This window comes from Bacillus sp. TCT6 (genome assembly GCF_056033845.1).
Genome location: NZ_JBVYHX010000001.1, coordinates 1846151 through 1870178, shown reverse-complemented (window position 1 = coordinate 1870178; position 24028 = coordinate 1846151). Strand labels below are relative to the sequence as shown.

Genomic DNA, 24028 nt, shown 5'->3' with positions numbered 1-24028 from the left:
ATTTTCCTATTTTTTACATAAAAACCGTATTTTTCACGCATATTAATAAACAAATTTAAAGTGAGGTGTGCATATGCAAAAAGCAATTAGTTTCTTTCTCCTATTGTTTTGCCTAATTGTAGTAAACGAAACATACGCCTATTCACCAAAATCTTTACCAATCTCTCAAAACTCTGGTCAATGGCTAGTGAATATTGATAAACCGAAAAAAACAAACAAAAATATGCTTCAAGCTAAAAAAACTGAATTTCAAACATATCATTTTTCAGTAAAGAATATCGGGAATAGTGAAGTATATAACGTAAACGTCGAAGTATTCCGCAACGAACCAAATAAGAAAACGAAATATGAACTCTTTTCCCTAAAGGAAAGTCGTTTAGCAAGTGGAAAAACTGGATTTGAACACGCTAATTTACCTGTTGCTACAAAAGCGGATGAGGTTGATGTTATTATTACATGGCAAGAACACCCATTCCGATTGATGCGAAATGGTCAAAAAGTTGAATCTAGAAAATTTAAAGAACATTTTGTTTTTAAAGAAGCTAAAAAGTAAATGGGATACGGATATATTCACACTATCATTGATATAGCTTTATTTACTAGTACCAGTTCGTAAGCAAATTAAAAAGTCGTGGCTTATAATGCCACGACTTTTTATATTAATTCGTACTAATGCCTCTCGCTGCCCAAATACGATCGATATCAGCAGCATGTTGTCCGCCATATAAAAGAGCATCTGCTTGCTTAATCGCTTTTGCTCCATCACTGAATTTAGAGTTTGGTGTTAATGACCAGTGTGATTGTAAAATGATTTTTGTTGCTACATCACGGCCAAAAGCTTGTGCCATTTCGTATTGACCTTGTGCCCAAATTTCACCATCATCATGCACTTCATTCGTTATATCTTTCGGATATACTTTATTCGTATCTAATCGGCGTAAGCATGTTGGATCTGAACTAGAGTAAGCTGTCGCATCCCATTCTCCAACACATGCTTTTCCGTATCCTGTAGTCGATACTGCATCTTCATATGTAGCACCTAAGAAGTCGCCAAATCCTTCTCCCATCGCTCCGCCTTCTGCTGAACTACCAAAGCCAGGAACTTGGTTATCTTGAATCGAATGCCCATACTCATGTGCGATAATACCAGCATCTTCTGCATCATCAACACCGCCAGTACCGAAAGTTAAAGCTTTTGTTGATGGAGAATAGAATGAATTATCATCAGTTGTACCATTAACATTCACTTTTATCGAACGGTTATTAATATTTTTAAAACCTAACCCTTGAATGTAACGCTGTAATGTATCGATATGATAATACGACATCACATCTTCAAAGCTATCATTTGCACGTGTATAGTTAAATTGTAAATTCGTAGATTTTGTTTTCGCTTTTGAAGAAATCGTTACATATTCTCCAATTAAAAATCCTGTTCCATCTAAACCTTTTAACGTAACAGTTTTCAGTTGGTTCGTTAGAGCTGTTGAATCTGCATCGTTATTATCTTTTAAGCCTACTTTACTACCGCTAGATACTACTGGGTTAGGTAAAAATACTTTTCCTGACCCTTCAGCTTTTCGGTTTATATCAACCTTTTTAATTAACTTTCCATTTTCTGCATCAATAAATGTTTCCCATGCACCAAATGGATTATTAGAATGGACTACAACTTTATATACTGGACGAGCCATTCCTTCTTCAACAATATATCCGAATTCTTTCTCTGTAGGAGCCCATAAGTTTTGCTCACTTGCTTCTCCAACATACGCCATTGATTTTTGTATTGCATCTTTTTCACTAATTTTTGTCGTTACTTCCTTCACACCTGTAACAGGCTGATAATCAGAAACAGCGAGTACTCCCTTTCCTTCTCCGTTAAGAGTAACTGTAATTTGTTTTGAAAATACAGGAGCACCGTTAACAACTTGTTGGAACCTAACATATGAAGCTACTGACGTTTCTGTTGTAGAAATATATTGCAAGTCTGAAAGGTCTGCCTTCAATTCATACTGCGCAGCATTTTCTTTTAAATATTCAGTTGCTTTTTTCTGTGGCGAATAAGCTTCTAACTTTACTTGCTGTTGTTTTTCCAATGCCGAAACCGTAGAAATCGTCCCCATTACTAACGGCACAGTCATTGCCATTGCCACCATTTTTTTATTAAACATAGAACCACTCCCCCTAATAAAGTAGCTCAACCTTATCCCGTTACCACTCAGCAATCATTCTCCACAAAATGGAGGGATAAAAATTGAATCTAGGAGTAATTCTCTATGGACAATTCTATTACCTTTCCATTTGAGGTAAGTGAAATTTTCTCAATATTTATGTGTAAAGTGAAAACAATACTGTAGAAATATATTTCTACAGTATTGTTTTCGGTACGCTATGAAAAAAGAAAATTGCTAGTAATCCTATCGAATGTATAGTCAAATAAATTCTAATCATACAAAAAAGGAAGTTGGAATCATTCCAACTTCCTTTTTTCTTTAATTAGCCGCACTTAATTTAATTCTAAGTTTTGTCTCACCTAAAGAAAGTTCATCGTCTTCGTTCGTTAAGTGACCAAATGTAAATTGTTTAACGAGTAAGTTTTCTTCCAATAAATCTTTATGGTTCGTTAACGTTCGCTGTAGCTCTACTTCTGTATCGAGAATAACATCGACTCGTAAATTAACTGGTAAATTCAACTGTTTACGATATTCTTGAACCGCACGAATGAATTCACGCGCTACTCCTTCTTGTAACAATTCTTCCGTTACATTCGTATCTAACATAACTGTGTATTGTCCGTTAGTCGTATTAGAGAATCCTGATTTTGCAACTTTCTCAACTAACACATCTTCAGCAGTTACAACTACTTCTTCTCCTGGTGTTGCTTCGTAAACTGCTCTTCCTGTTGATACAAAGTTTTGCACTTCTTCTTGTGATAATTGTTTTAGCCAACCATTCACTGCATTCACATTTTTACCGAACTTCGGCCCCGCTGTTTTAAAATTAAGCTTCAATTGATATGATGTGTATTTTGTTTCATCGAGTTCAACATGGAACGCTTTTACATTTAACTCATCCATAACGATATCACGATAAGATTCCCAATCCATATCATTCTCGTTATGCTCAAGTAATACAAGTTCTGCTAGCGGCTGTTTTACTTTTAAAGAATGCTGATTACGGTTACTTCTTCCAAGTTCAACAACTTGTAAAACAGCATCCATTTCCGCTTCTAATTTCGGCTGAAGTAGTAATTCATTTACAACTGGATAATCAGCTAAATGAACACTACTTCCTTCTAAATTAAGATGAATATCTTCCGCGACAAACGGTGTGAATGGTGCAATTAATTTACTAATTGTTACAAGTACTTCATGAAGTGTCTCATACGCAGCAGCTTTTTCAGCGTTCATACCAGATTCCCAGAAACGATTACGTGAGCGTCTTACATACCAGTTACTCACTTCATCTACAAGTGCTGCAATTTCACGAGCTGCATTCGTAAATTGATAATCATCAAGTGCTGTTCTCACTTTTTTCGTTGTACTATGCAATCTTGATAATACCCATTCGTCTAATTTCGTAAGCTTTACATTATACGTTTCTTTCGGATTATACTCATCTAAATTTGCATATAAAACGTAGAAGCTATACACATTGACTAATGTATCTACAAATTTAGATTTCGCTTCCAGTACTGTTCTTTCAGAAAAACGCTTCGCATTCCACGGGGCACTATCAACAAGTAAAGCCCATCTTAGCGCATCTGCACCAAACTTATCTACTAAATCAACTGGGTCTAGTGCATTCCCTTTACTTTTAGACATTTTCTGTCCTTCTTCATCTAAGACATGCCCTAATGATAACACTCGTTTATACGGTACTTTTCCTGTATACAGTGCTGAGACTGCTAATAAACTATAAAACCAGCCGCGTGTTTGATCAATTCCTTCTGCAATAACATCCGCTGGAAACTGCTCTTCAAATAACTCTTTATTTTCAAATGGGTAATGATATTGTGCAAATGGCATAGAACCACTATCAAACCAAACATCAATTACTTCTGGTGTACGATTCATTGTTCCTCCGCATTTCCCGCAGCAGACTTGCACTTCATCTACATAAGGCTTATGCAATTCCAAATCTTCTGGTGTTTCGTTCGTACTATGCTTTCTTAATTCAGCAATGCTTTTCGGTGCGAACTGATGATTACAACTTTCACATTCCCATACGTTTAATGGCGTTCCCCAATATCTATTTCGGCTAATATTCCAGTCCACCATATTTTCTAAAAACTTACCAAATCGTCCATGTTTCATATGATCCGGATACCAAGTAACAGAATCATTATTTTGTAAAAATGTATCTTTAATTGCAGTTGTTCGGATTAACCAACTTTCTCCTGCATAATAAAGTAGTGGTGAATCACAACGCCAGCAATGCGGATAGCTATGTTCATATTTTTCTTTATGATACAGTAAACCTTCCTTCGCTAAATAACGAACGATATCCACGTCACAATCTTTTACAAATTTTCCTTTCAAAAATGGTACTGCTTCTGTATACTCACCTTTTTCATCTACAACGTGCAAGAATGACAATCCTTCACTTTGAACGACTCTATAATCATCCTCTCCATATGCTGGAGCAATATGAACAAGTCCTGTACCACTATCTGCTGTTACAAAATCTGCTGCGATAACGCGGTAACCATTTGTAACTTCTTTCATCGGAAATGGGGCTGCATAAGATGTGTTTAATAATTCTTCGCCTTTATGAACAGATAATACTTCATAATTCTCTTTTAATACTTCTTGTACACGTTCTTTCGCAACAATATATACATGACCTTCTTGTTTTGCTTTAACGTATTCCATATTTGGATGGACAGCAAGCGCTACGTTTGCTGGAAGTGTCCAAGGTGTCGTTGTCCAACCTAAGAAATACTCATTTTCACTATCTTTCACTTTAAACTTCACAGTTGCACTTAAATCTTTTACTGTTTTATACCCTTGTGCAACCTCATGTGAGCTCAATGAGGTTTGGCAGCTTGGGCAGTATGGTGAAACTCTATGTCCTTTATATAACAATCCTTTTTCATGGATCGTCCCCAAAATATGCCATACACTTTCGATATATGGATTCTCTAAAGTTACATATGGATCATCCATATCTACCCAATAACCAATACTTTCAGTGAATTCACGCCACTGCTTTTCATATGTGAAAACACTCTCTTTACACTTTTGAATAAATGGTTCAATACCATATTCTTCGATCTCATTTTTACCAGAAATACCAAGTTGCTTCTCAACACCTAGTTCTACAGGTAAACCGTGTGTATCCCATCCTGCTTTTCTTACTACTTTATAACCAGCCATCGTTTTATATCTTGCTACTAAATCTTTAATTGCCCGACCAAGTGCATGGCCGACGTGTGGTAAACCGTTCGCCGTTGGTGGCCCTTCATAAAACACAAACGATTGCGCGCCTTCTCGATTCTGAATTGATTGTTCAAAAATGCTTTGTTCGTTCCACTGCTTACGAATACGTGTTTCTCTCCCTACAGCTGACTCTTTTACATCTACTTTCTTCATCTACAATCACTCCTTTGAATGTTTTAAAAGCACACAAAAAACCCGCCCCTATGAAGTAGGGACGGGTTTACCCGCGTTACCACCCTAATTCTATTAGCTTTTCACTAATAGCGCTTAGCAACGTACTATCATACGTGTTCTTTGTAACGGTAGACATCCGTCCGGGCTTACTCACTTTCAGCCTCGGCTCCTCGGAGATGATTTTCAAATAACTTCTGCCCACCGGCTTTCAGCAATATACCGGCTCTCTGGAGAACAGTTCACTATTTTACTCTTTCTCGTCTTCAGATTTGTATACTTTATTAAAAGTTATTTTATGCCATTTGACAACTAATTGTCAACTAATTCAAAATATATTCTTATCCTTATCCCCTATTCTTATACAATTACTTTTCAAATTCTCGCAATGCTGCTAAATTTTCATCATCCTCAATAAGTTCAACAAAGAATCCCGAGTCATCCTCACGAAGGACAATTTCAAGCTCTTCCTTCGCCTCTTCATTTCTATTTAACTGTGCTAAATAACAAGCACGATCATATCTTGCTAACAAATCACTTGCATCCATTGTTAATACTTCATTTGTTATTTTTTCTGCCTTTAGTGTTTGGCCGGCACCATGATATGAAGACGCTAAAGAAAGAAGAATTACTGTTTCATTTGGATGATGTATAGAAGCATTTTCTAATACTTGAATTGCCTCTTCAAACCTTTCTTGACTTTGATATATTTCTCCTAAAGCAAGAAATGCTCTACTTACGAACGGTGTTTGCTCCGTTAATTGTAAGGTAATCTTTTCTGCTTTTCTTTCTTCCCCTGCTTTAAAGAATACTTGTGCTTGCAGAAGAAGAGTATCATAATCATCTGGTAGTTCTCGAACCATTTGCTTCGTTAATTCCAAAGCATCTCTTAACATATCTTCTTCCTCGCACTCAACGAAAAGATTTACAAGTTGCTTCGCTACTTCATAATCCCATTTATTTTCTAGTGAGGTGTGCAGAATGTCTATCGCTTCTTTATTCATCTCTACATTCTCATAAAATAGCGCAAATCGCTGTGCTGCCATACTATTTTTCGGATTTAACTTTAAAGAGATTTCATATAAATCAATTATCATAGTAACCATTGAAATTTCTTTCGCACGATTTTTCATACGATAAAAAGCTCTCGTAATGATAGATCGTTTCGGCTGTTCATGCAGCTGGCGTTCAATCCATATTTCCGTAACCGCAGCTGCAGCATACATGAATGCTGTACTTCTTTCTGCTTTTTTCACCTTTAACGTATGAAGAAAATCTCGTATGTTAGACAATTTTTTATGTTGCTCTACTGCTTTTACATAAACATCAAATATACGTTCATTATCAAAATCTTTTTGTATTACTTTCATTGCAACTTCAATTGCTTTTACATTTCTTTTTTTCACTAATACTTTTGCATAATGATATAGAACTTCTATATGCTCACCATCTAATTGTAGCGCGTATTCAATCTGTTCTTGTTCTTTATCTATTTCATTCATCGCACCATGCACATATGCAATCGCATCTAAACGCCATATTTCAGGTACTTCTTCCGCTAATTGTTCTAGTTCAGTCAACAATTCTTCCTGAAGATTCATATCTACTGAAAGCTGTGCCAAATATTCCATATTAATATGCAACGGCTCTTCTTTCATCGCCTGAACCATATGACTTTGTTCTTTAAAACGGTTTTCTTCTTTTTCGTATATTTCCGCAAGCTGTAAATGTACACCTACGAAATTCCCATCAAGCTCTAAACATGTTTCATACGCTTGTTTTGCTTCCGTCAATTGTCCTAATGCCATAAGTGTTTCACCAATTCGGTAATACGGTAATGCCGTTTCCTTTTGTTCTATCGCCTTACTATATCTTTTCATCGCTTGGCCGTACTGTCCAATAGATTCATATAAAATACCTGCATAACAACCGTACTCACTTACTTCATTTCTTTCTTTGTGTAACGTTCTTAAAAACGCTATACCTCGTTGTACAAATTCCGTTCCTTTAATTCGATTCACATATTCATCTAACGCACTTGCTACATTATAATCACTTTTCTTTATACCATTTTCTAACTTAGATAGCGCTACTTTAAACCCTTCTTCATTTCCACCAAGTTCAATTTCAGCATCCCATAAAACCATTCCTGCATTCATGAGGAAATCTTGGCTCTTTTCAATTTGCTTCTCAAGACCAAGAATATATTCTTTTGCTTCCTTGTATTGTTCTCTTGCCATATAAACTTGTGTAAGTCCGAAGTGAGAATAAACATCCTCATCATTTTCTTCTAAAGCACGCTTATACAATACTTCTGCTTCTTCCAAGCTATCATTTTGAAAATGATAGTCACCTAATTTTACGTAAAGAGATGCTTTATCATCACAATTCTCAATACCGTTTAATAAAATTTCTTTCGTACTTTCCTCATCCTTCAAATCAGATTCGTATATTTCCGAAAGTTTTGTATAAATGTAAGGTGCATTACTATCCAAATGAATCGCTACTTTAAGCCCTTTTATTGCTAAATATAATTTTCCTAGTTGATGTGCACATCTCGCTCGTTCATACCATACATGTGCTTCATATTTATATTCTTTTAACAAGTCATTAAAGATTTCATATGCTTCTTCATATCTTTCTAAATCTATTAATATTATACCGTGATTCGTTAAAGTAAACCTTTCAGGACTACGCTCTAACGCAACTTGAGAGTATTGCAATGCTTTTTCAGATTGATCAATATACATATAGGATAAAGCGAGAAAACTCCAAGCAATAGGCTGATCTGCGTCTAATTGTAACGATGAACGAAAGCTTGAAATTGCTTCTATATAACTTTCCTGCTCAAAAGCATATCTTCCATTTATCAAATGATATAATGCACGATTATTTTTCTTCTCAACGCTTGTCAGCATTTGCTCGGCTTTGTCTACTTCCTGAAGACGAATAAAACACTGTGCACCATGCAATTTAACAAAGTCCGAGTTCGGAAACTTTTCCATTAACTTATCGATACAATATAAAATAAATTCTTTATCTACTTCAACATCTAAGTGCTTTATCGTATATAACCACGTATTTGGATTATCACTCGTTTCTTTTAAAAATTGTACTAAGTTACTAATTCCCTCTTTGTCATGTTCATCTAAATGATCCGTAAGAGAAAAAATAGATTTAAAATAACGATTTTCTTCTTCACTTAGAAACGCTAGTTGCTCCTTCTTTTCTTTCGGAACAAACGTGATTGCTAAACAGCCTGTATAACGATATTTTTCTTGTAATTTACTATATTCCACAAGAACTGGTTCTATAAAGTTTGGATCTTGAACATAGAAAGCTTGCAATGTATCATCATATCCAGATAGAACTTGTACGTGTGAAGCATGCTCAATATCTATACTTAATAAAACAGGAATTCCTTCGTCAATCAGTCTCTTATAATTCTCTTCATTCCCTTTAAAATAACGATATTCATAACCTAATTCTTCTAAATAAGAAACAGTATCTGAAAACTTCGAACCTGTCATATCAAAAATAAACTCTGCTATTTCATCTTGTGTACGTTTCTCTCCCCATATACGCAACATCATCTCTAAACTTGTCGGAACACAATAATTATCCTTTTGTACAATAGGAACTATCGGCAAGTGAACCTTTTTTCCATCCGGATTTTTTTCTAAATTATGATATAAAGATTCTTTTAAACTCTTTTCTTCTCTTAATAGCTTTTGTAAATCTGCAAACTTATTCATTTTGTACAACGCTTCTGCACGTAAATGTACAAAGTAAGTATTATAGGCATGATATGGCAGCTGAGTATTTATGTTATCTATTACCGCTAACATTTCTTCATATTGCTCTAAATCTAATAAATACTTTACCTTCTCAAAATGAAAATATGGTACTTGTGGAAACTTTACAATCGCATCATCAATTAACTGTATTGCACGTTTTTGTTCCCCTTTATTCGCATACAATTGTGATAATAAATAGGTAGATAACTCTTCACAATCTTCATGCTGTATGCCAGCAATAAATTGTTCTTCCGCTTTCTCCCATTCACCTGTATGCATATAAACGTAGCCCCATTTATCAAAGACTGCACGTGTACTGTACTCCTCTGCTTTTTTCATATACATTAGCGCTTCTTCGTTTCGTTTCATTTCTAAAAGACATCGTACTAACGTAAAATATGTTTTCGCTAAAAAATCTGCATCTATTTCTTCTTTACCTAACTCTTCTAAAGAAGATTTTAACAACTGCTCTGCTTCAAGAATTTTTCGCTCATCAATTAACTCATCACAATATAAAGAGAGCGTTCTCATATTTGGGAATTTTTTATAAGCGTAGCGAATGAGAAATGAACTGTATTGGTGCATAAGCCCTTCATCAGTAAGGCGAATTAATATATCAAACTCCTTATGCGAAGGAATATTGGCAAGCCAATTCTTCACATAGGATAAAGTATTCGTTTCTTTTATATATGCAATTTCATTATTTATTTCCTGTAATCCGTCTACAAATCTCTTATCTTTCAAACACGCTTCTAACTGCTTAAAATCTAGCATGCATTCACCTCGAATTTATATTTAAACTGCTACTTGCTTAGATTTTACACACCATATAGTATGTATTCAACTAAAATCTCTTATAATGGATGGTATTAATTAATATTATTCAAATTTATAACAAAATATAGTAAAAACGATTGCTTTTCTCTGTATTTTGTTTGATTATATGGAATAACGTAACATGCAGTTTTGATCTTGTAAAAGCTGAACTTAGTACATAAAATTATATCGCCGATAATTCAAATATATCAGCGATTATATGTCGAATACCGACTTATCGACATTAAACGACAATTCTTATATATCATACCTTTTAACATACTATGTCACCAAATGTAATTTTCATATTCGGAGCGTACACTAAAGAAGAATGCACATGAAATATTTTGTAAAATCGGAGTTCAGCTTCATATTGAGCTAGCGCATTATCATATGTTAATCCTCTGTCTATTAAACATTCTATAAATTGCTGCTTATCACCCGGATTGCCTGCAATCCCCTCTTCTTTTAATGATTGATACAAATCGTTTTTATCATTGTGATGCATATTTGAATCTAAAAAGTTCACTTTATCGCTTACTCTACACTCAATATTTTTCACACCTAATTCACTTAAATATATCGGTATTTTCATGCCTATATTGCCATCTTTACCATTTCTTTTCGTATCACTTTCAAATAATTTCTGCAAAACACCTAACTGAATAAATTCTGATTGTTTCTCCCCATCTAAAGAGTATGAAGACATATTTGATATCCAATGTGGTTCAAAACAGATTATTTTTCCGCCCTTTTTAATTGAATGTATCATTTTTTGTAGCATCGTTTTTGGCGAACTCATATGTAATAAGAAAGCATGACAGATTGCTATATCGTATTTATCGTTCAGTTCAATTTCTGTAGCATCTTCCTCAATAAATTCTGATTCATACGGGAGGGAACGAAACAACTCTCTCGCTTCAGCTATTAATGCTTCTCCGCTATCAATGCCTGTATATGTTGATCCACCTGGAAGTAACGGCAACAAAACTAACCCTAAATAACCATATCCACAGCCATAATCAACAACATGTACTGGATCAGAAATCTTCCAAACTGAATTCACTAGAAAACTTACATAATCGCTATTGTAATATAAATCTCTCGTGTTTTTTAAATACGCTAGTTTACTGTTCCAATCGTATGTTTCCAACGTCTAACGCCTCCTTTTATATACACCCCTTACAATTCTCCATTTAACAAAAACATTCCTACATTTTAATTCCCCCAGAAATTAGTTTAATAAAGTGAGATTACTACTTACATGGCTCCTATACCAAATAAAAAGGCATACATATCTGTAATGATACATACACCTTTTATGCTACATCTCCTCAGGTGCCTCCACCCCAAGTAAACGTAATCCTTCTTTTAGTACAACCGTCACAGCATAAACCAATGCGAGTCTGCTGTCTTTTTCTTCGCTCTCTTCTAATATACGAACATTACCGTAATATTTATTGAATGATTGTGCTACATCTAATACATATTTCGAAATGATTGATGGCTCATTTTTATTGAAAGCTGCTTCAATTACTTGAGGGAATTTATTAAGTAATTTTACGACACTCCAGCTATGATCATCTTTTAAAGCAAACGTACATGTTTCAAATTCTACACTTTCTTTTCTTAAAATAGAGCAAGCACGTGCATGTGTGTACTGTACGTACGGGCCTGTTTCTCCTTCAAATTTCAGCATGTTTTCTAATGAGAATTCAATATTGTGCATACGCTCATTTTTTAAATCGTGGAAAATAACTGCCCCTACACCGACTTGCTTTGCTACTTCTTCTTTCTGTTTTAAGTTTGGGTTTTTCTCTTCAATATTTTGTTTTGCAAGTTCAATTGCTTCCTCAAGTACTTCTTCGAGTAAAATAACTCTTCCTTTACGTGTCGACATTTTCTTACCATCTTTTAAAATGAAGCCAAACGGTACGTGTTCCATACCATCAACCCAAGTATAGCCAAGTTTTTTTAATACAGTGAAAAATTGATTGAAATGTAAGCTTTGTTCTGGACCAACAACATATAGCGCTTTATCAAACCCATAAGTGTTTTGACGATATAAAGCTGCTGTTAAGTCACGCGTTGCATAAATCGTCGCACCATCTGATTTTCTAATTAAGCAGGGCGGCATTCCTTCTTCTTCTAAATTAACGACTAATGCGCCTTCTGATTCTTCAAGCAAATCATGCTCTTCTAAAATCCCAATAAAATCTTCCATTAAGTTATTATAAAATGCTTCTCCTTGAAAATTAGTAAATTCAACACCGAGAAGTTCATAAATGCGAGAAAATTCTTTAAGGGACTCATGACGGAACCAATTCCAAAGCTCTACCGCTTCTTCATCACCTTCTTCTAATTTCTTAAACCAAGCACGTCCTTCTTCTTCTAGTTCTTCGTCGTCTTTTACCTCTTCATGGAATTGGACATATAACTTAAATAGCTCACGTATTGGATCTTCTTTAACTACTGCTTCATTTCCCCATTTTTTATAAGCCGTAATTAACTTTCCAAACTGTGTTCCCCAATCTCCTATATAATTAATCCCTACAACTTCATAGCCACATTTTTCAGCGATATGTTTCAGCGAATTTCCTATCATTGTAGAACGTAAATGCCCCATCGAAAAAGGTTTCGCGATATTAGGAGAGGAATAATCAATTACTACTGTTTTTTCACAGCCAAAGTGGTTTTGACCGAACTCTTCTTTCTCCGCTAAAACTGTTTTTAATACTGCATCACTTACAGTTTCACGATTGAAAAATACATTTACATAAGGACCAACGGCTTCTACTTTCATAAAAAACGGATTATTTAATTTCTCAGCAACTTCCTTTGCGATAAGAGCTGGTGCTTTTTTATATTGCTTCGCTAATGAAAAGCATGGGAACGCTGCATCTCCAAATTCATCTTGTTTCGGTGTTTCAATTAAATCTAAAATTTGTTTTTGCGTTAATTCATTCGTGAAAATATTAGATAAACTTTCCGCAAACTGCATTTTATAATCCATGATACAACCTCCTTATTTTTTAAAACACAAAAAACTCGTCTCTAAAAAAGAGACGAGTTTTAACCCGTGGTACCACCCTTGTTGTTCGTTACGAACCACTTTCCCGTTTATAACGAGGACAGGGGGCCTCGGCTTTCTCTACTATTCGTTCAAGAAGCATCTCCGAAGTGCGCTTCATCTTTTTCTTCCGTACTAGGCTCACACCATCCCTAGCTCGCTTTCCTTCTAAAAAAGACTACTCTCTTCATCACAGACAGTATATTTAATTAATTATTGCTTATTATACATCTTTTCAAACAATTAGCAAGGGTCAATTACACCAAAGTGAAACTTAGCACTTTTTCTTTTGTATACATAAAAATTGTGTTTTTCAAATCTAGAACTACGAAAATGATCTTTTAAAACGACACGTTTTCTCGCCACTCGTTTTGCCTCCGCAATTGTTTCGTCAGTAATATCATGATACAAAGCGAAGTGTTTTAATCCTTTAATTCCGTCGGATTCTATGACAGTTTCTTCAAACATCGGATCAAGGTAAACGACATCGTAACTATTGTCTTCACATTGCGCTAAAAATGAAAAATGCTCCGTTTGCTTTACTTGAATTCTTTGCATTGCTTCATCAATTTCAGAAACGGATGAAGACCATGTTTTCAAACCATTTTCCATAATATAAGCCATATACTCATTGCCTTCAAGTCCTGTTACTTTTCCGCTTTCACCAACAACATAACTAGCTACAATACTATCTGATGCCATCCCGAGCGTACAATCTAACACTGTCATTCCTCTCTCTAATTGCGTGGCTTGTACAAACGGATCGTGTTCTCCACGCATTAACCTTTTTACACGAAACATCGCTGAGTTCGGATGAAAGAAAAACGATTCTTCCGTACCTTTCGGATAAATAGCTAATCGGTTCTTCCCTACGACAAGCACATCTTGTTCATACTGCTCATGCAGCTTATGTACTGGTATGTCATTACGTTTAACGAATGAACGATTTAATTCTGCGGCTACCTGCTTTGCATAATCTGTCATTTCTTTATTCGTTCTTCCTGCTGTTGTTACGATCATTGTTTCACCTCTATATAAAGAAAAGAGGGAGATTTACTCTCCCCCTTCTTTAGCAATTCTTTTCGAAAGCTTGCTCTAAGTTCGTAATAATTTCGTCCATAGTTGCACCTTCAATTTCATGACGGTGAATGAAGTGAACAACTTCTTTTCCATTTAATAATGCCATAGATGGTGAAGATGGAGGGATTTCTCCGAAGTATTCACGCATTTTTGCGGTAGCATCTTTATCTTGACCTGCGAATACAGTTACAAGATGATCAGGTTGTTTTTCAGCACGAACAACCGCTTGACCTGCTGATGGACGTGCTAAACCAGCTGCACAACCACAAACAGAGTTTACAACTACTAAAGTTGTACCTGATGTATTTTCCATAAATTCTGTTACAGCTTCTTCTGTAGTTAACTCTTCAAACCCAGAACGCACTAACTCTTGGCGCATTGGGATTACCATTTGGCGCATGTATTCTTCATAAGCATTTGACATCTTGTAATCTCTCCTTCAACTTTCATTCCAAATTCATCATATCACGCTCTATTACTAGGTGCAAAAGAAAGATTACGATGATTTCATTTTTTTGTAGGGATTTCACAAACCCCACCGCGGCAATGTCCAACTGGGACAAGTTTTCTATTGTTAGCGATATAATCGTATACTTTACTTCCAAAACCAAGTACGATAGATAGCTTTATAAAAGGAACGGCAAACCAATAAGATGGTACGGCCTTTGCTAATACATCTATGCTCTGAATGCCGTCATACCACTTATTATTTTTAAAAATATACAGTCTTTGTTCCATCTTACTTTGTAGTTCTTGAGAAAGCTCATACTTCTCAACTACATCTTCATCTCGAAATGAAACAAATTTCATCTTACCTTTTTTATCTAATTTTTTCGTACGTTCTGCAACCGCCGTACACATCGGACACCAACTATCATAGAAAACAATCATATATTATTCCCCTTTACGAGACTCTGTCATTTGTTTCCATACAGAACCTTTTGCTTCTTCTCCGCCTTCAATACGCTCTAATGCTAGACGCGCTTGCATCGCTACTTCAAACTCTGGATCATCTTGCGCTGCTTTTAATGCTGGAATTGCACTTTCATCTCCAAGCTCAAATAAGAACATAGCTGCACGCCAGCGTACTAATTTACTTGAATCTTTCAGAGATTTAATCATAACGAACATCGCTGCTGGATCACCTACGTCTGACAAGCAATCGCCTGCTGTACGGCGAACACTTACTGAACGATCTAATAACGCTTTATATAATAATGGCAATACTCCATCACCTTTTACCATACCTAAATACGCAGTTGCTAAACGGCGGATCGAAACTTTTTCATCATCTAACGCCATCTTCAACACTGGAATATCTTCTTCAGTAGGATCCATTTGTTCTAATGCTGCAAAACGGTTTTTCCAGTCAGAATCTTTCATCATCTCTTCTGTTACTTTATATGGCTCACGCTTTTGAATCGTTACTTCAACAGCACCTGCTTGATTTAATAATTCTTTAACCGTTTCATTTACACGTTCTTCTGAATAAGCAGCAACAATCTCTTCCACTACTTCTTTCCCGATTTCTTCAAAGTTACCGTAACGTGTACTTTGTTCCACCCATTTACGCTCTTTTACAACGTTTGGTGCAGACATTTGCACTTTCATAATTGATTCTTTAAAACGATCTGGTAAACCAACACGTTCTTCCGTCGTTCCATCTGTTAACTTTACTTGCATTGGAATTGTAAAGAACATTTGAACAAACACTTTCACTTCTCCAAAATGAGCAAGTTGTTGTTCTTCACTTTCTTCCACTACTTCTTCGCCGAAAACAGCACGAACTTGTTGTAATAAAACTTTCCAGTCATACTTCGCATTTCGCTCCACTGCTAAAAAGTCGGCTACATGATATACACCTTTAATGCCTTCAATTTTCAAAATTTCTTGCACTTGCATTGGCGCTTGTTCTTTATTTTCATTTGTATAATTATTACGCGCTCCTGATGGTAATACTTCATTCAAAATAACTTTCATTGTATTTGGACTTGGCGTCGGTTCAATTGCTTTAATCTTCACGTAAAAAACTCTCCTTTATTGCATGTTCTTAGCTGTATTGTAACATGTTATCACTCTATACTCCTACTCGGATGCTTAATTTTACTAATTCCTTTTCTACATTTCTGAAAAGCTTTATTCATTCTATTTTCACCTAATCTTTCCAAAACTATAGTTAAAAGTCTAATTGACAATTACATAAAAAGAAATTAACCTTAACTCATAAAATGACCTTGGTCATTTTATGAGTCAAGTCATTTTATGAGTTAAGTCATTTATAAGTGGAGGGATAACAAATGAATAATGTCATAATTATTGGTGGCGGTATCGCTGGACTTTGTGCAGCAATTTCCCTACAAAAAATAGGATTAGATGTAAAAGTATATGACAAAAAAACTGAACCCACTGTTGCTGGTGCAGGTATTATCATTGCCCCAAATGCAATGCAAGCACTGGAATTATACGAAATTTCTGAGAAAATCAAAAAATTCGGCAACGAAAGTGACGGTTTTAACCTTGTATCCGAAAAAGGAACTACTTTCAATAAATTAATTATTCCAACTTGCTATCCAAAAATGTACTCCATTCATAGAAAATATTTACATCAATTATTACTTTCTGAACTAAAAGAGGATACTGTCGAATGGGGAAAAGAATGCGTAAAAATAGAACAGAATGAAGAAAACGCCTTAAAAATAGTATTTCAAGATGGTAGTGAAGCACTCGGCAATATACTCATTGCGGCTGATGGTATTCATTCTGTCGTTCGAAAACAAGTAACACAAGGCGATAATTACCGTTATGCAGGCTATACGTGTTGGCGCGGCGTAACTCCTACTAATAACCTTTCTTTAACAAACGATTTTATTGAAACTTGGGGAACAAACGGTAGATTTGGTATCGTCCCTCTTCCCAACAATGAAGTATACTGGTATGCACTCATAAACGCTAAAGCTAGAGATTCAAAATACAAAGCTTACACAACAGCAGATTTATATAATCACTTCAAAAATTATCATAATCCCATTCCAGCTATTTTAAAAAACGCATCTGACGTTAATATGATTCATCGTGATATTGTAGACATCACTCCAATGAAACAATTTTTTGACAAACGCATCGTATTTATTGGAGATGCTGCCCATGCACTTACTCCGAATTTAGGTCAAGGTGCTTGTCAAGCAATTGAAGATGCGATTATTCTGGCTGAATGTATCGAAAATAATGCTCATTATCGTCAAGCATTTATAGAATACGAACAAAAAAGAAGAGATAGAATTGAAAAAATCTCAACCACTGCGTGGACAGTTGGAAAAATGGCGCAAATAGAAAGTAAACCTTTAACTATAATAAGAAATGAAGTAATGAAACGTATTCCAAAATGGATTTCTGAAAGGCAAGCACACGAACTATATAGTTTTCGTTTATAACAAGAAACTATAAACAGAATTCTTTCTATCTTGCTTTCGATTATATAGAGCTTTATAAAACAATAAACTGAATTCTGACGTAAGATTCTATTTGAGATTATCTATTAAACAGCTATAATTGTTTGTGTTAGGAGTAGATAAAATGCTAAGAGAAACGAGAAAAAAAGAGTTAAAAGAACTTATATTCCTAAAGGCAATACAGCTCTTCCAAGAACGTGGGTACGAAAACGTAACGGTTCAAGATATTACTACTGCATGTGGTATTGCAAAAGGAACTTTCTTCAACTATTTTCCGAAAAAAGAAAACATATTATTATTTTTAGGTGATTCTCAGATTGACCTATGGAATGAAAGTTTAAAAACGTATAAAAATATGGAACATCCAAAAGAAAAAATCAAACTTGTTTTAGGAGATTTACTGGATCGATTTACTGGACATGGTGATTTCATGAAGCATGCCGTCTTTGAGATTATAAAGTCAAACTACTTAGTAGAAAATGAATTAAAAAGTATACAACAGCTACAAGAAGGTTTGTCTTCAATTATTACCGAAGCGAAAGAGGCAGGAACATTAAACAGTCAATGGGATGTAAATATTATCACTTCTACTATTATGAGTACTTATTTTTATACACTAATGTCCCATTCCCAATTACATGCTAATGAAACAAATGCAAAAAATATACTCTATCAACAGTTGGATGTTGTTTGGGGAGGTATCACTCAAAAATAATAGAGGGCTATTAACCCCCTCTATTATTTTTGATACTCTTTACTTCTTATCATGATGCCCCCTCCCGCCTTCTCTCCAAAAAGGTAATACTCTCAATCACAACTTCAGTTCTATATATTCTCTTGCCTTGTTCATCATCGTAATTACTCGTCTGAATACGCCCTGTAATCCCAACAAGTGACCCCTTCTTACAATATTCAGTTACATTCTCAGCCGATTTTCGCCAAACGACACAATTAATAAAATCGACTTGTTGTTCACCTAAACTATTTCGAAATCCTCTATTCACCGCAATACATATTCTTGCATAAGCGACGCCTTGTTTTGTGTAGTATAATTCTGGCTCCTTTGTCAATCTACCGATTAATACAACTCGATTCATCATAAGTTATACCACCTCACATATTTTTCTTCATTGTAAGGAGAAGTATTTGAATAGTAAAAAGCACAAAATGATATATCCGTAAGTAAAAAGTATTATTTTAGACCCTACAAAACAAAAAAAGAAACCATACATAGTTCAAACATGTATGGTTTCAAAATTTATTACACTTCAGTACAAGATATGTAATATCCTCCGCGAGCCATCTTTATTTCAGCACGGTACATTACATTTTCTAAGTAGAACGTAATCGGTTTAACTTTACTCTCAAATTTTAGTCTCTCATTGCATTCAGTTGCATATCCTTCAATCACTGAAGTAATAACTTCTGATGATGGATACGTTAAAGTTTCATCTAGTTCTATGAAAAAACTTTTAGAAAATAGTTTTTTCATAATCCCTTTCTTCTCTTTCATCATATTCCATCTCCTTCAATTCAAGTTGATAACATCCATATTATACCATACATTCAATATATCTTTGAAAATAAAAAAATCCTGCATTTTTCATGCAGGATTTTTTTATTAGTCATTTTTCGTAAAGTAAGAAACAAAACGAAGAATTTCTAAGTATAACCATACTAATGTAAGCATTAGTCCCATCGCAGTATACCACTCCATATATTTCGGAGCTTGACTACGTACACCATTTTCGATTAAATCGAAATCTAGTAATAAGTTTAATGCAGCAACTACGATAACAACTGCACTAATAATAATACCGATTGTACCACCTTGGTGAATGTATGGAACAGTTACACCAAACATATTTAGTAGGAATACGACTAAATACATAACCATAATTCCAAGTGTTGCTGCCATAACGCCTGTACGGAATTTATCCGTTACTTTTACTACGCGTGTTGCATATAACACTAACATTGCAAATAGAATTGAGATTGTTAGTAATACAGCATTTAAAACGATAGAATCGCCAAATTTCATTGTATAAACTGCTGAAATACTTCCTAACACAACCCCTTCTACCGCTGCATAGATTGGTGCACCAAAAGGTGAAATACGCGGGAAGAACATAGACGCAAATGCGATGATTGCCGCAACGATTAAAGCACCAATTAATACTGGCATCTTCATCGTCCCCTGCATCATTTGTATGTATGAATAGACAGACGTTGCAAGTAGCAAGATAAGCATAATGAACGTTTTGCCTACTGTTCCGCCAATCGTCATCGCAGAAGCGCTTGCTCCCTCTTTACGGAATGCCTCTTTTTTCAACATTGGATTAGATGTTCTCATTTTTTCCCTCCTAAAATAGGTTCTACCAATAGTGTAAAGTTTTTCTCTTTACTTTTCAATATATGCAGCTTGTTTTTATTTTAATCCTTCAACGATGTCTGATAGTTCACTCCATCTTTCCATCTTTTTTTCTAGCTCTTCTTCTGTTTTCTGCTGTGCTTCAGATAATTCTTGTGCCTTTGTGAAGTCAGATCCAACTTTCGCAAGTTCTTCCCCAATTGACTCAATTTTCTCTTCAAGTTCGGCAATTGTATCTTCAATCGTTTCCCATTCACGCTGCTCATTGTATGAAAGTTTACGTTTACGTTGTTGTTTTGGAGCTTCTTCTACTACTTTTTTCTCTTTTTGAACTTCCGCTTTCTCCATAAGTTCTCTCGTTTTTTCCATTTCTAAATAATCTGTATAACTACCTAGGAACTCACGCACTTCGCCTCCGCCAGTAAAGATGAACAGTTCATCTACTACCTTATCTAAGAAGTAACGGTCATGCGATACAGTTAAAACGACACCTGGGAAATCTTCTAAATAATCTTCTAGTACTGTTAATGTTTGTGTATCTAGATCGTTCGTAGGTTCATCAAGTAAAAGTACGTTTGGTTCTCCCATTAAAATACGTAATAAATATAAACGTCTTCTTTCACCACCAGATAGTTTACCAAGCGGTGTACCATGTGAATGAGTCGGGAATAAGAAACGTTCTAACATTTGAGATGCACCAATTACTTTTCCATCTGTTGTATGAATAACTTCTGCAATCTCTTTAATGTATTCAATCATACGCTGATTTAAATTCATCTCTTCATTTTCTTGCGTATAATAAGCAACTTTTACAGTTTGTCCTACTTCAACTTCACCACTATCAGGAGATAACTTACCTGCAAGCATATTTAATAGAGAAGATTTCCCGCTTCCGTTCGCCCCAATAATTCCAATACGATCACCTGGTTTCACAATATGATTAAAATTATGTAATACCGTCTTATCGCCAAATTTTTTCGTTACATCTTTTAACTCAAGTACTTTCTTTCCTAGACGACTTCCACTTAGTGCAATATCAACTGACTGTTTTGCAGCTGGTCCTTCTTGTTCCTTTAGCTCATCAAAACGCTGAATACGCGCCTTTTGTTTCGTAGAACGGGCTTTTGCACCACGACGAATCCAAGCAAGTTCACGACGATATAAATTTTGGCGTTTGGATTCTTGTGCCAATTCTTGCTCTTCGCGAAGTGCTTTCGCTTCTAAAAATGTACTATAGTTTCCTTCGTAGCTATATAATTTACCATTATCTAATTCAAAAATACGGTTCGTCACACGATCTAAGAAATAACGATCATGGGTTACAAGTAATACCGCACCTGTATATCTTGCTAAATATTCTTCTAACCATTCAACTGTCTCATGGTCAAGATGGTTCGTAGGCTCGTCTAAAATTAATAAATCAGGTGTTTCAATAAAACATTGTGCCATTGCGATACGTTTTTTCTGTCCACCAGATAAATTTCCAACAATTGCAGTGAAATCTGTAATTCCTAATTTCGTTAGAAGAGATTTCGCATTTGCATTTGCTTCCCATGCACTCATTGCATCCATACGTTGCTGCACTGCAAATAATTGTTCCTGTACTTTTTCATTACTTGGATCTTTTTCAATATTTAATAGCGCTTTTTCATAATCACGAAGAAGACGAATTAAAGGTGTATCACCATGGAACACTTGCTCTAATACTGTTAGTTTTTCATCAAAATCTGGTTGCTGTGATAAATAACTAATTGTATACCCACGTGAATGCGTCATATCACCTGTATCAGGAGTTTCTAATCCTGCAATAATTTTTAATAATGTCGATTTACCAGTACCGTTTACACCAATAATTCCGACACGTTGTCCTTCTGTAATACTACATGATAATCCATCAAATAACGGCTTTTCTCCATATGATTTTGATAAGTTCTCCACAGTTAACATTTTCATATTTGTGCATTCCACTCTTTCATAAATTGTTCAATAAACTGTTCCATGTAACGATGACGAATTTCAGCCTCTTGTTTTGCTGCATTCGTATTCATTAAATCTTTTAATTTCAAAAGTTTTTCATAAAAATGATTTAAAGATGGATCATTATTTTTTCTATACTCTTCTTTCGTCATTTCTTCACGCGGCGGAATAGTTGGGTCATACATTAATCTCCCTTTTGCCCCGCCATATGCAAATGTACGAGCAATTCCAATTGCACCAAGAGCATCTAAACGATCCGCATCTTGAACAATTTTCCCTTCAAGTGACTCTACTGTGCCGCCATGGCCACCTTTATAAGACATATTGGCGATGATATGAAGAATATGTTTACTTTCCTCTTCTTCAACACGTAACTCTTCTAACCAATCAGAAACTTTTTTCATTCCTGCTGCTTCACTTTCATTTAGCTTTTCATCTGCCACATCGTGAAGTAATGCTGCCATTTCAATTATAAAACGATTTCCACCTTCTTGCTCAGATAAAGAAATCGCCAGTTTATGTACACGCTCAATATGATACCAATCATGCCCACTCGCATCTTTTTCTAAAATATGTTTTACAAAAGTAATTGTTTTTTGGATTTTTTCTTGTTTTGTCATTTTATCTTCACCCAGTTACTTATTGTAACACGCCCGCATTTTTTCATCACATATTTTCTTGTCTGCCCATACACTAGGTGGTAGGCATCATCATGAAGGAGGAATAAACATGTTCTATAATAATCAACCGCCTTACCCAAGGCAACCATTTTACCCTCAACAGCAGGAACAGAGATACACAGAACAATACGAAGAACAAGAGTTACAGCAACAAGAACAACAATATGACGAAAATCCATATGCAACAACGCAAAATCAAGAAACTGAATTTCAACAAAATCCATATGACACACGTCCAAATTATGAATATCCTCAAAATCCATATGCAGTAGCACAAAACCAAGAACAACAATATCCTCAAAATCCATATGTAATACCACAAAACCAAGAACAACAATATCAACAAAATCCATATGCAGCACCACAAAACCAAGAACAACAATATCCTCAAAATCCATATGTAGCACCACAAAACCAAGAACAACAATATCAACAAAATCCATATGCAGCACCACAAAACCCATACACAACTCAACCACAACAACCGCAATACCAACAACAAATGTATCAACCAAACTACGACGCACGTGTCTCACCACCTAAACCACCAACAATAGATCCAACTCAACCACAAATTTTACCGCCTGGACCAACACTAGACATTACACAACCACAAATATTGCCACCTGGACCAATTACTGAACCAACACAACAACAAATTCAACAAGTTGTCGGTACACAGTTTTTACCTTTCAAGAAACCCGTACTAGATTTCGTAAAACCATGGGTAGATTACGGTTTAAATGAAGCAAAACATACATCACATGAACACGCATTAACAGAAGTTGCTGCGATTATGTTTTTAGTTGGTAAAGGCTTCAATCCGACGATTGCACATTATATCGTTGAATCTTGGGAGAAGAATGAGCAATTTTAGGGTTGTTTATTTGATAAAATATAAAAAACACAAAAGTGCCAAACCCCTTATACCACAAGGGTTTCGGCACTTTTTAATATCTAGAACAAATTTTATTGAAATAATTATTTTTATAGATTTTCATACTTTTTTATATAGTACGTGAACAAAATGTGAGCAAAATGTGCGCAAATATATGAATCACATTTTGCTGTTGGTGCACTGGTTATTTAAACCAATTATCAATTATGAGATTTATATGAAAAACCAACACTTTTTCCTGTTGGCACCCGGACAGTTTCCTGATATCCAGCCACGAC

At 35.2% G+C, this 24028-nt stretch carries 18 protein-coding genes and 2 other annotated features; of the genes, 4 read left to right on the top strand and 14 right to left on the bottom strand.

Annotated features, from left to right (window positions below; translation table 11 throughout):
* The first annotated feature begins 73 nt into the window (after positions 1 to 73).
* Entirely contained in the window at positions 74 to 553 is a 480-nt protein-coding gene (locus AC0ONG_RS09580) for a hypothetical protein (protein ID WP_001167924.1), read from the top strand.
* A 106-nt stretch (positions 554 to 659) separates the two neighbouring features.
* Here AC0ONG_RS09580 and AC0ONG_RS09575 read toward each other — a convergent pair whose 3' ends face one another.
* The 9 genes from AC0ONG_RS09575 to AC0ONG_RS09535 form a co-directional block, all read right to left on the bottom strand.
* Complete coding sequence (locus AC0ONG_RS09575; protein WP_136997568.1) at positions 660 to 2171, bottom strand: M36 family metallopeptidase; 1512 nt, start codon at positions 2169 to 2171, stop codon at positions 660 to 662.
* Between the two features lie 321 nt (positions 2172 to 2492).
* Positions 2493 to 5594, bottom strand: a complete 3102-nt coding sequence (ileS, locus tag AC0ONG_RS09570; protein WP_000754900.1) for an isoleucine--tRNA ligase — start codon at positions 5592 to 5594, stop codon at positions 2493 to 2495.
* Positions 5595 to 5648: 54 nt separating this feature from the next.
* Positions 5649 to 5888 (bottom strand) — a binding site (T-box leader).
* Between the two features lie 92 nt (positions 5889 to 5980).
* Positions 5981 to 10183 (bottom strand): bacteriocin-processing peptidase family protein, encoded by a 4203-nt coding sequence (locus AC0ONG_RS09565; RefSeq protein WP_016098459.1) that lies wholly within the window; start codon positions 10181 to 10183, stop codon positions 5981 to 5983.
* A gap of 316 nt (positions 10184 to 10499) precedes the next feature.
* The gene (locus tag AC0ONG_RS09560; protein WP_016077792.1) at positions 10500 to 11378 is read right to left on the bottom strand and encodes a class I SAM-dependent methyltransferase; all 879 of its coding nucleotides are present in this window, start codon (positions 11376 to 11378) and stop codon (positions 10500 to 10502) included.
* Positions 11379 to 11549: 171 nt separating this feature from the next.
* Positions 11550 to 13238, bottom strand: a complete 1689-nt coding sequence (gene argS, locus AC0ONG_RS09555; protein WP_016077793.1) for an arginine--tRNA ligase — start codon at positions 13236 to 13238, stop codon at positions 11550 to 11552.
* A gap of 45 nt (positions 13239 to 13283) precedes the next feature.
* Positions 13284 to 13498, bottom strand: a binding site (T-box leader).
* A gap of 40 nt (positions 13499 to 13538) precedes the next feature.
* Positions 13539 to 14315: a class I SAM-dependent methyltransferase gene (locus AC0ONG_RS09550; protein ID WP_016077794.1), complete on the bottom strand. Its 777-nt coding sequence runs from the start codon at positions 14313 to 14315 to the stop codon at positions 13539 to 13541.
* A gap of 49 nt (positions 14316 to 14364) precedes the next feature.
* A complete protein-coding gene (locus tag AC0ONG_RS09545; protein ID WP_000063708.1) occupies positions 14365 to 14799 on the bottom strand; it encodes a BrxA/BrxB family bacilliredoxin in 435 nt (144 codons plus the stop codon).
* An 83-nt stretch (positions 14800 to 14882) separates the two neighbouring features.
* A complete protein-coding gene (locus AC0ONG_RS09540) occupies positions 14883 to 15266 on the bottom strand; it encodes a thiol-disulfide oxidoreductase DCC family protein (RefSeq protein ID WP_000634874.1) in 384 nt (127 codons plus the stop codon).
* A 3-nt stretch (positions 15267 to 15269) separates the two neighbouring features.
* Positions 15270 to 16397: a conserved virulence factor C family protein gene (locus tag AC0ONG_RS09535; protein WP_000692582.1), complete on the bottom strand. Its 1128-nt coding sequence runs from the start codon at positions 16395 to 16397 to the stop codon at positions 15270 to 15272.
* A 275-nt stretch (positions 16398 to 16672) separates the two neighbouring features.
* Between AC0ONG_RS09535 and AC0ONG_RS09530 the strand changes: the two genes are divergently transcribed.
* Entirely contained in the window at positions 16673 to 17806 is a 1134-nt protein-coding gene (locus tag AC0ONG_RS09530) for an FAD-dependent oxidoreductase (RefSeq protein WP_016077796.1), read from the top strand.
* 142 nt (positions 17807 to 17948) lie between these two features.
* Entirely contained in the window at positions 17949 to 18539 is a 591-nt protein-coding gene (locus AC0ONG_RS09525; RefSeq protein WP_016077797.1) for a TetR/AcrR family transcriptional regulator, read from the top strand.
* A 49-nt stretch (positions 18540 to 18588) separates the two neighbouring features.
* Here AC0ONG_RS09525 and AC0ONG_RS09520 read toward each other — a convergent pair whose 3' ends face one another.
* From AC0ONG_RS09520 to AC0ONG_RS09500, 5 genes are all read right to left on the bottom strand, one after another.
* Complete coding sequence (locus tag AC0ONG_RS09520; RefSeq protein ID WP_000982013.1) at positions 18589 to 18924, bottom strand: single-stranded DNA-binding protein; 336 nt, start codon at positions 18922 to 18924, stop codon at positions 18589 to 18591.
* Between the two features lie 161 nt (positions 18925 to 19085).
* Complete coding sequence (locus tag AC0ONG_RS09515) at positions 19086 to 19340, bottom strand: DUF4318 domain-containing protein (protein WP_016077798.1); 255 nt, start codon at positions 19338 to 19340, stop codon at positions 19086 to 19088.
* 105 nt (positions 19341 to 19445) lie between these two features.
* Positions 19446 to 20177, bottom strand: coding sequence for a Bax inhibitor-1/YccA family protein (locus AC0ONG_RS09510; protein ID WP_001260655.1), 732 nt, complete (start codon positions 20175 to 20177; stop codon positions 19446 to 19448).
* A 75-nt stretch (positions 20178 to 20252) separates the two neighbouring features.
* Positions 20253 to 22148 (bottom strand): ABC-F family ATP-binding cassette domain-containing protein, encoded by a 1896-nt coding sequence (locus AC0ONG_RS09505; RefSeq protein ID WP_000783164.1) that lies wholly within the window; start codon positions 22146 to 22148, stop codon positions 20253 to 20255.
* The gene (locus AC0ONG_RS09500) at positions 22145 to 22792 is read right to left on the bottom strand and encodes an HD domain-containing protein (RefSeq protein WP_000165956.1); all 648 of its coding nucleotides are present in this window, start codon (positions 22790 to 22792) and stop codon (positions 22145 to 22147) included. Before AC0ONG_RS09500 ends, AC0ONG_RS09505 begins: the two co-directional genes overlap by 4 nt.
* Positions 22793 to 22901: 109 nt before the next feature.
* On the opposite strand from AC0ONG_RS09500, the gene AC0ONG_RS09495 reads away from it, so the two are divergent.
* The gene (locus AC0ONG_RS09495) at positions 22902 to 23729 is read left to right on the top strand and encodes a hypothetical protein (protein ID WP_074789604.1); all 828 of its coding nucleotides are present in this window, start codon (positions 22902 to 22904) and stop codon (positions 23727 to 23729) included.
* The last annotated feature ends 299 nt before the right edge of the window (positions 23730 to 24028 follow it).

Bases quoted from the DNA above. Each gene is read 5' to 3' on its own strand.
- AC0ONG_RS09580 (WP_001167924.1), top strand. From the start codon at position 74: ATGCAAAAAGCAATTAGTTTCTTTCTCCTATTGTTTTGCCTAATTGTA.
- AC0ONG_RS09575 (WP_136997568.1), bottom strand. From the start codon at position 2,171: ATGTTTAATAAAAAAATGGTGGCAATGGCAATGACTGTGCCGTTAGTA.
- ileS (WP_000754900.1), bottom strand. From the start codon at position 5,594: ATGAAGAAAGTAGATGTAAAAGAGTCAGCTGTAGGGAGAGAAACACGT.
- AC0ONG_RS09565 (WP_016098459.1), bottom strand. From the start codon at position 10,183: ATGCTAGATTTTAAGCAGTTAGAAGCGTGTTTGAAAGATAAGAGATTT.
- argS (WP_016077793.1), bottom strand. From the start codon at position 13,238: ATGGATTATAAAATGCAGTTTGCGGAAAGTTTATCTAATATTTTCACG.
- AC0ONG_RS09550 (WP_016077794.1), bottom strand. From the start codon at position 14,315: ATGATCGTAACAACAGCAGGAAGAACGAATAAAGAAATGACAGATTAT.
- AC0ONG_RS09545 (WP_000063708.1), bottom strand. From the start codon at position 14,799: ATGTCAAATGCTTATGAAGAATACATGCGCCAAATGGTAATCCCAATG.
- AC0ONG_RS09540 (WP_000634874.1), bottom strand. From the start codon at position 15,266: ATGATTGTTTTCTATGATAGTTGGTGTCCGATGTGTACGGCGGTTGCA.
- AC0ONG_RS09530 (WP_016077796.1), top strand. From the start codon at position 16,673: ATGAATAATGTCATAATTATTGGTGGCGGTATCGCTGGACTTTGTGCA.
- AC0ONG_RS09525 (WP_016077797.1), top strand. From the start codon at position 17,949: ATGCTAAGAGAAACGAGAAAAAAAGAGTTAAAAGAACTTATATTCCTA.
- AC0ONG_RS09520 (WP_000982013.1), bottom strand. From the start codon at position 18,924: ATGATGAATCGAGTTGTATTAATCGGTAGATTGACAAAGGAGCCAGAA.
- AC0ONG_RS09515 (WP_016077798.1), bottom strand. From the start codon at position 19,340: ATGATGAAAGAGAAGAAAGGGATTATGAAAAAACTATTTTCTAAAAGT.
- AC0ONG_RS09510 (WP_001260655.1), bottom strand. From the start codon at position 20,177: ATGAGAACATCTAATCCAATGTTGAAAAAAGAGGCATTCCGTAAAGAG.
- AC0ONG_RS09505 (WP_000783164.1), bottom strand. From the start codon at position 22,148: ATGAAAATGTTAACTGTGGAGAACTTATCAAAATCATATGGAGAAAAG.
- AC0ONG_RS09500 (WP_000165956.1), bottom strand. From the start codon at position 22,792: ATGACAAAACAAGAAAAAATCCAAAAAACAATTACTTTTGTAAAACAT.
- AC0ONG_RS09495 (WP_074789604.1), top strand. From the start codon at position 22,902: ATGTTCTATAATAATCAACCGCCTTACCCAAGGCAACCATTTTACCCT.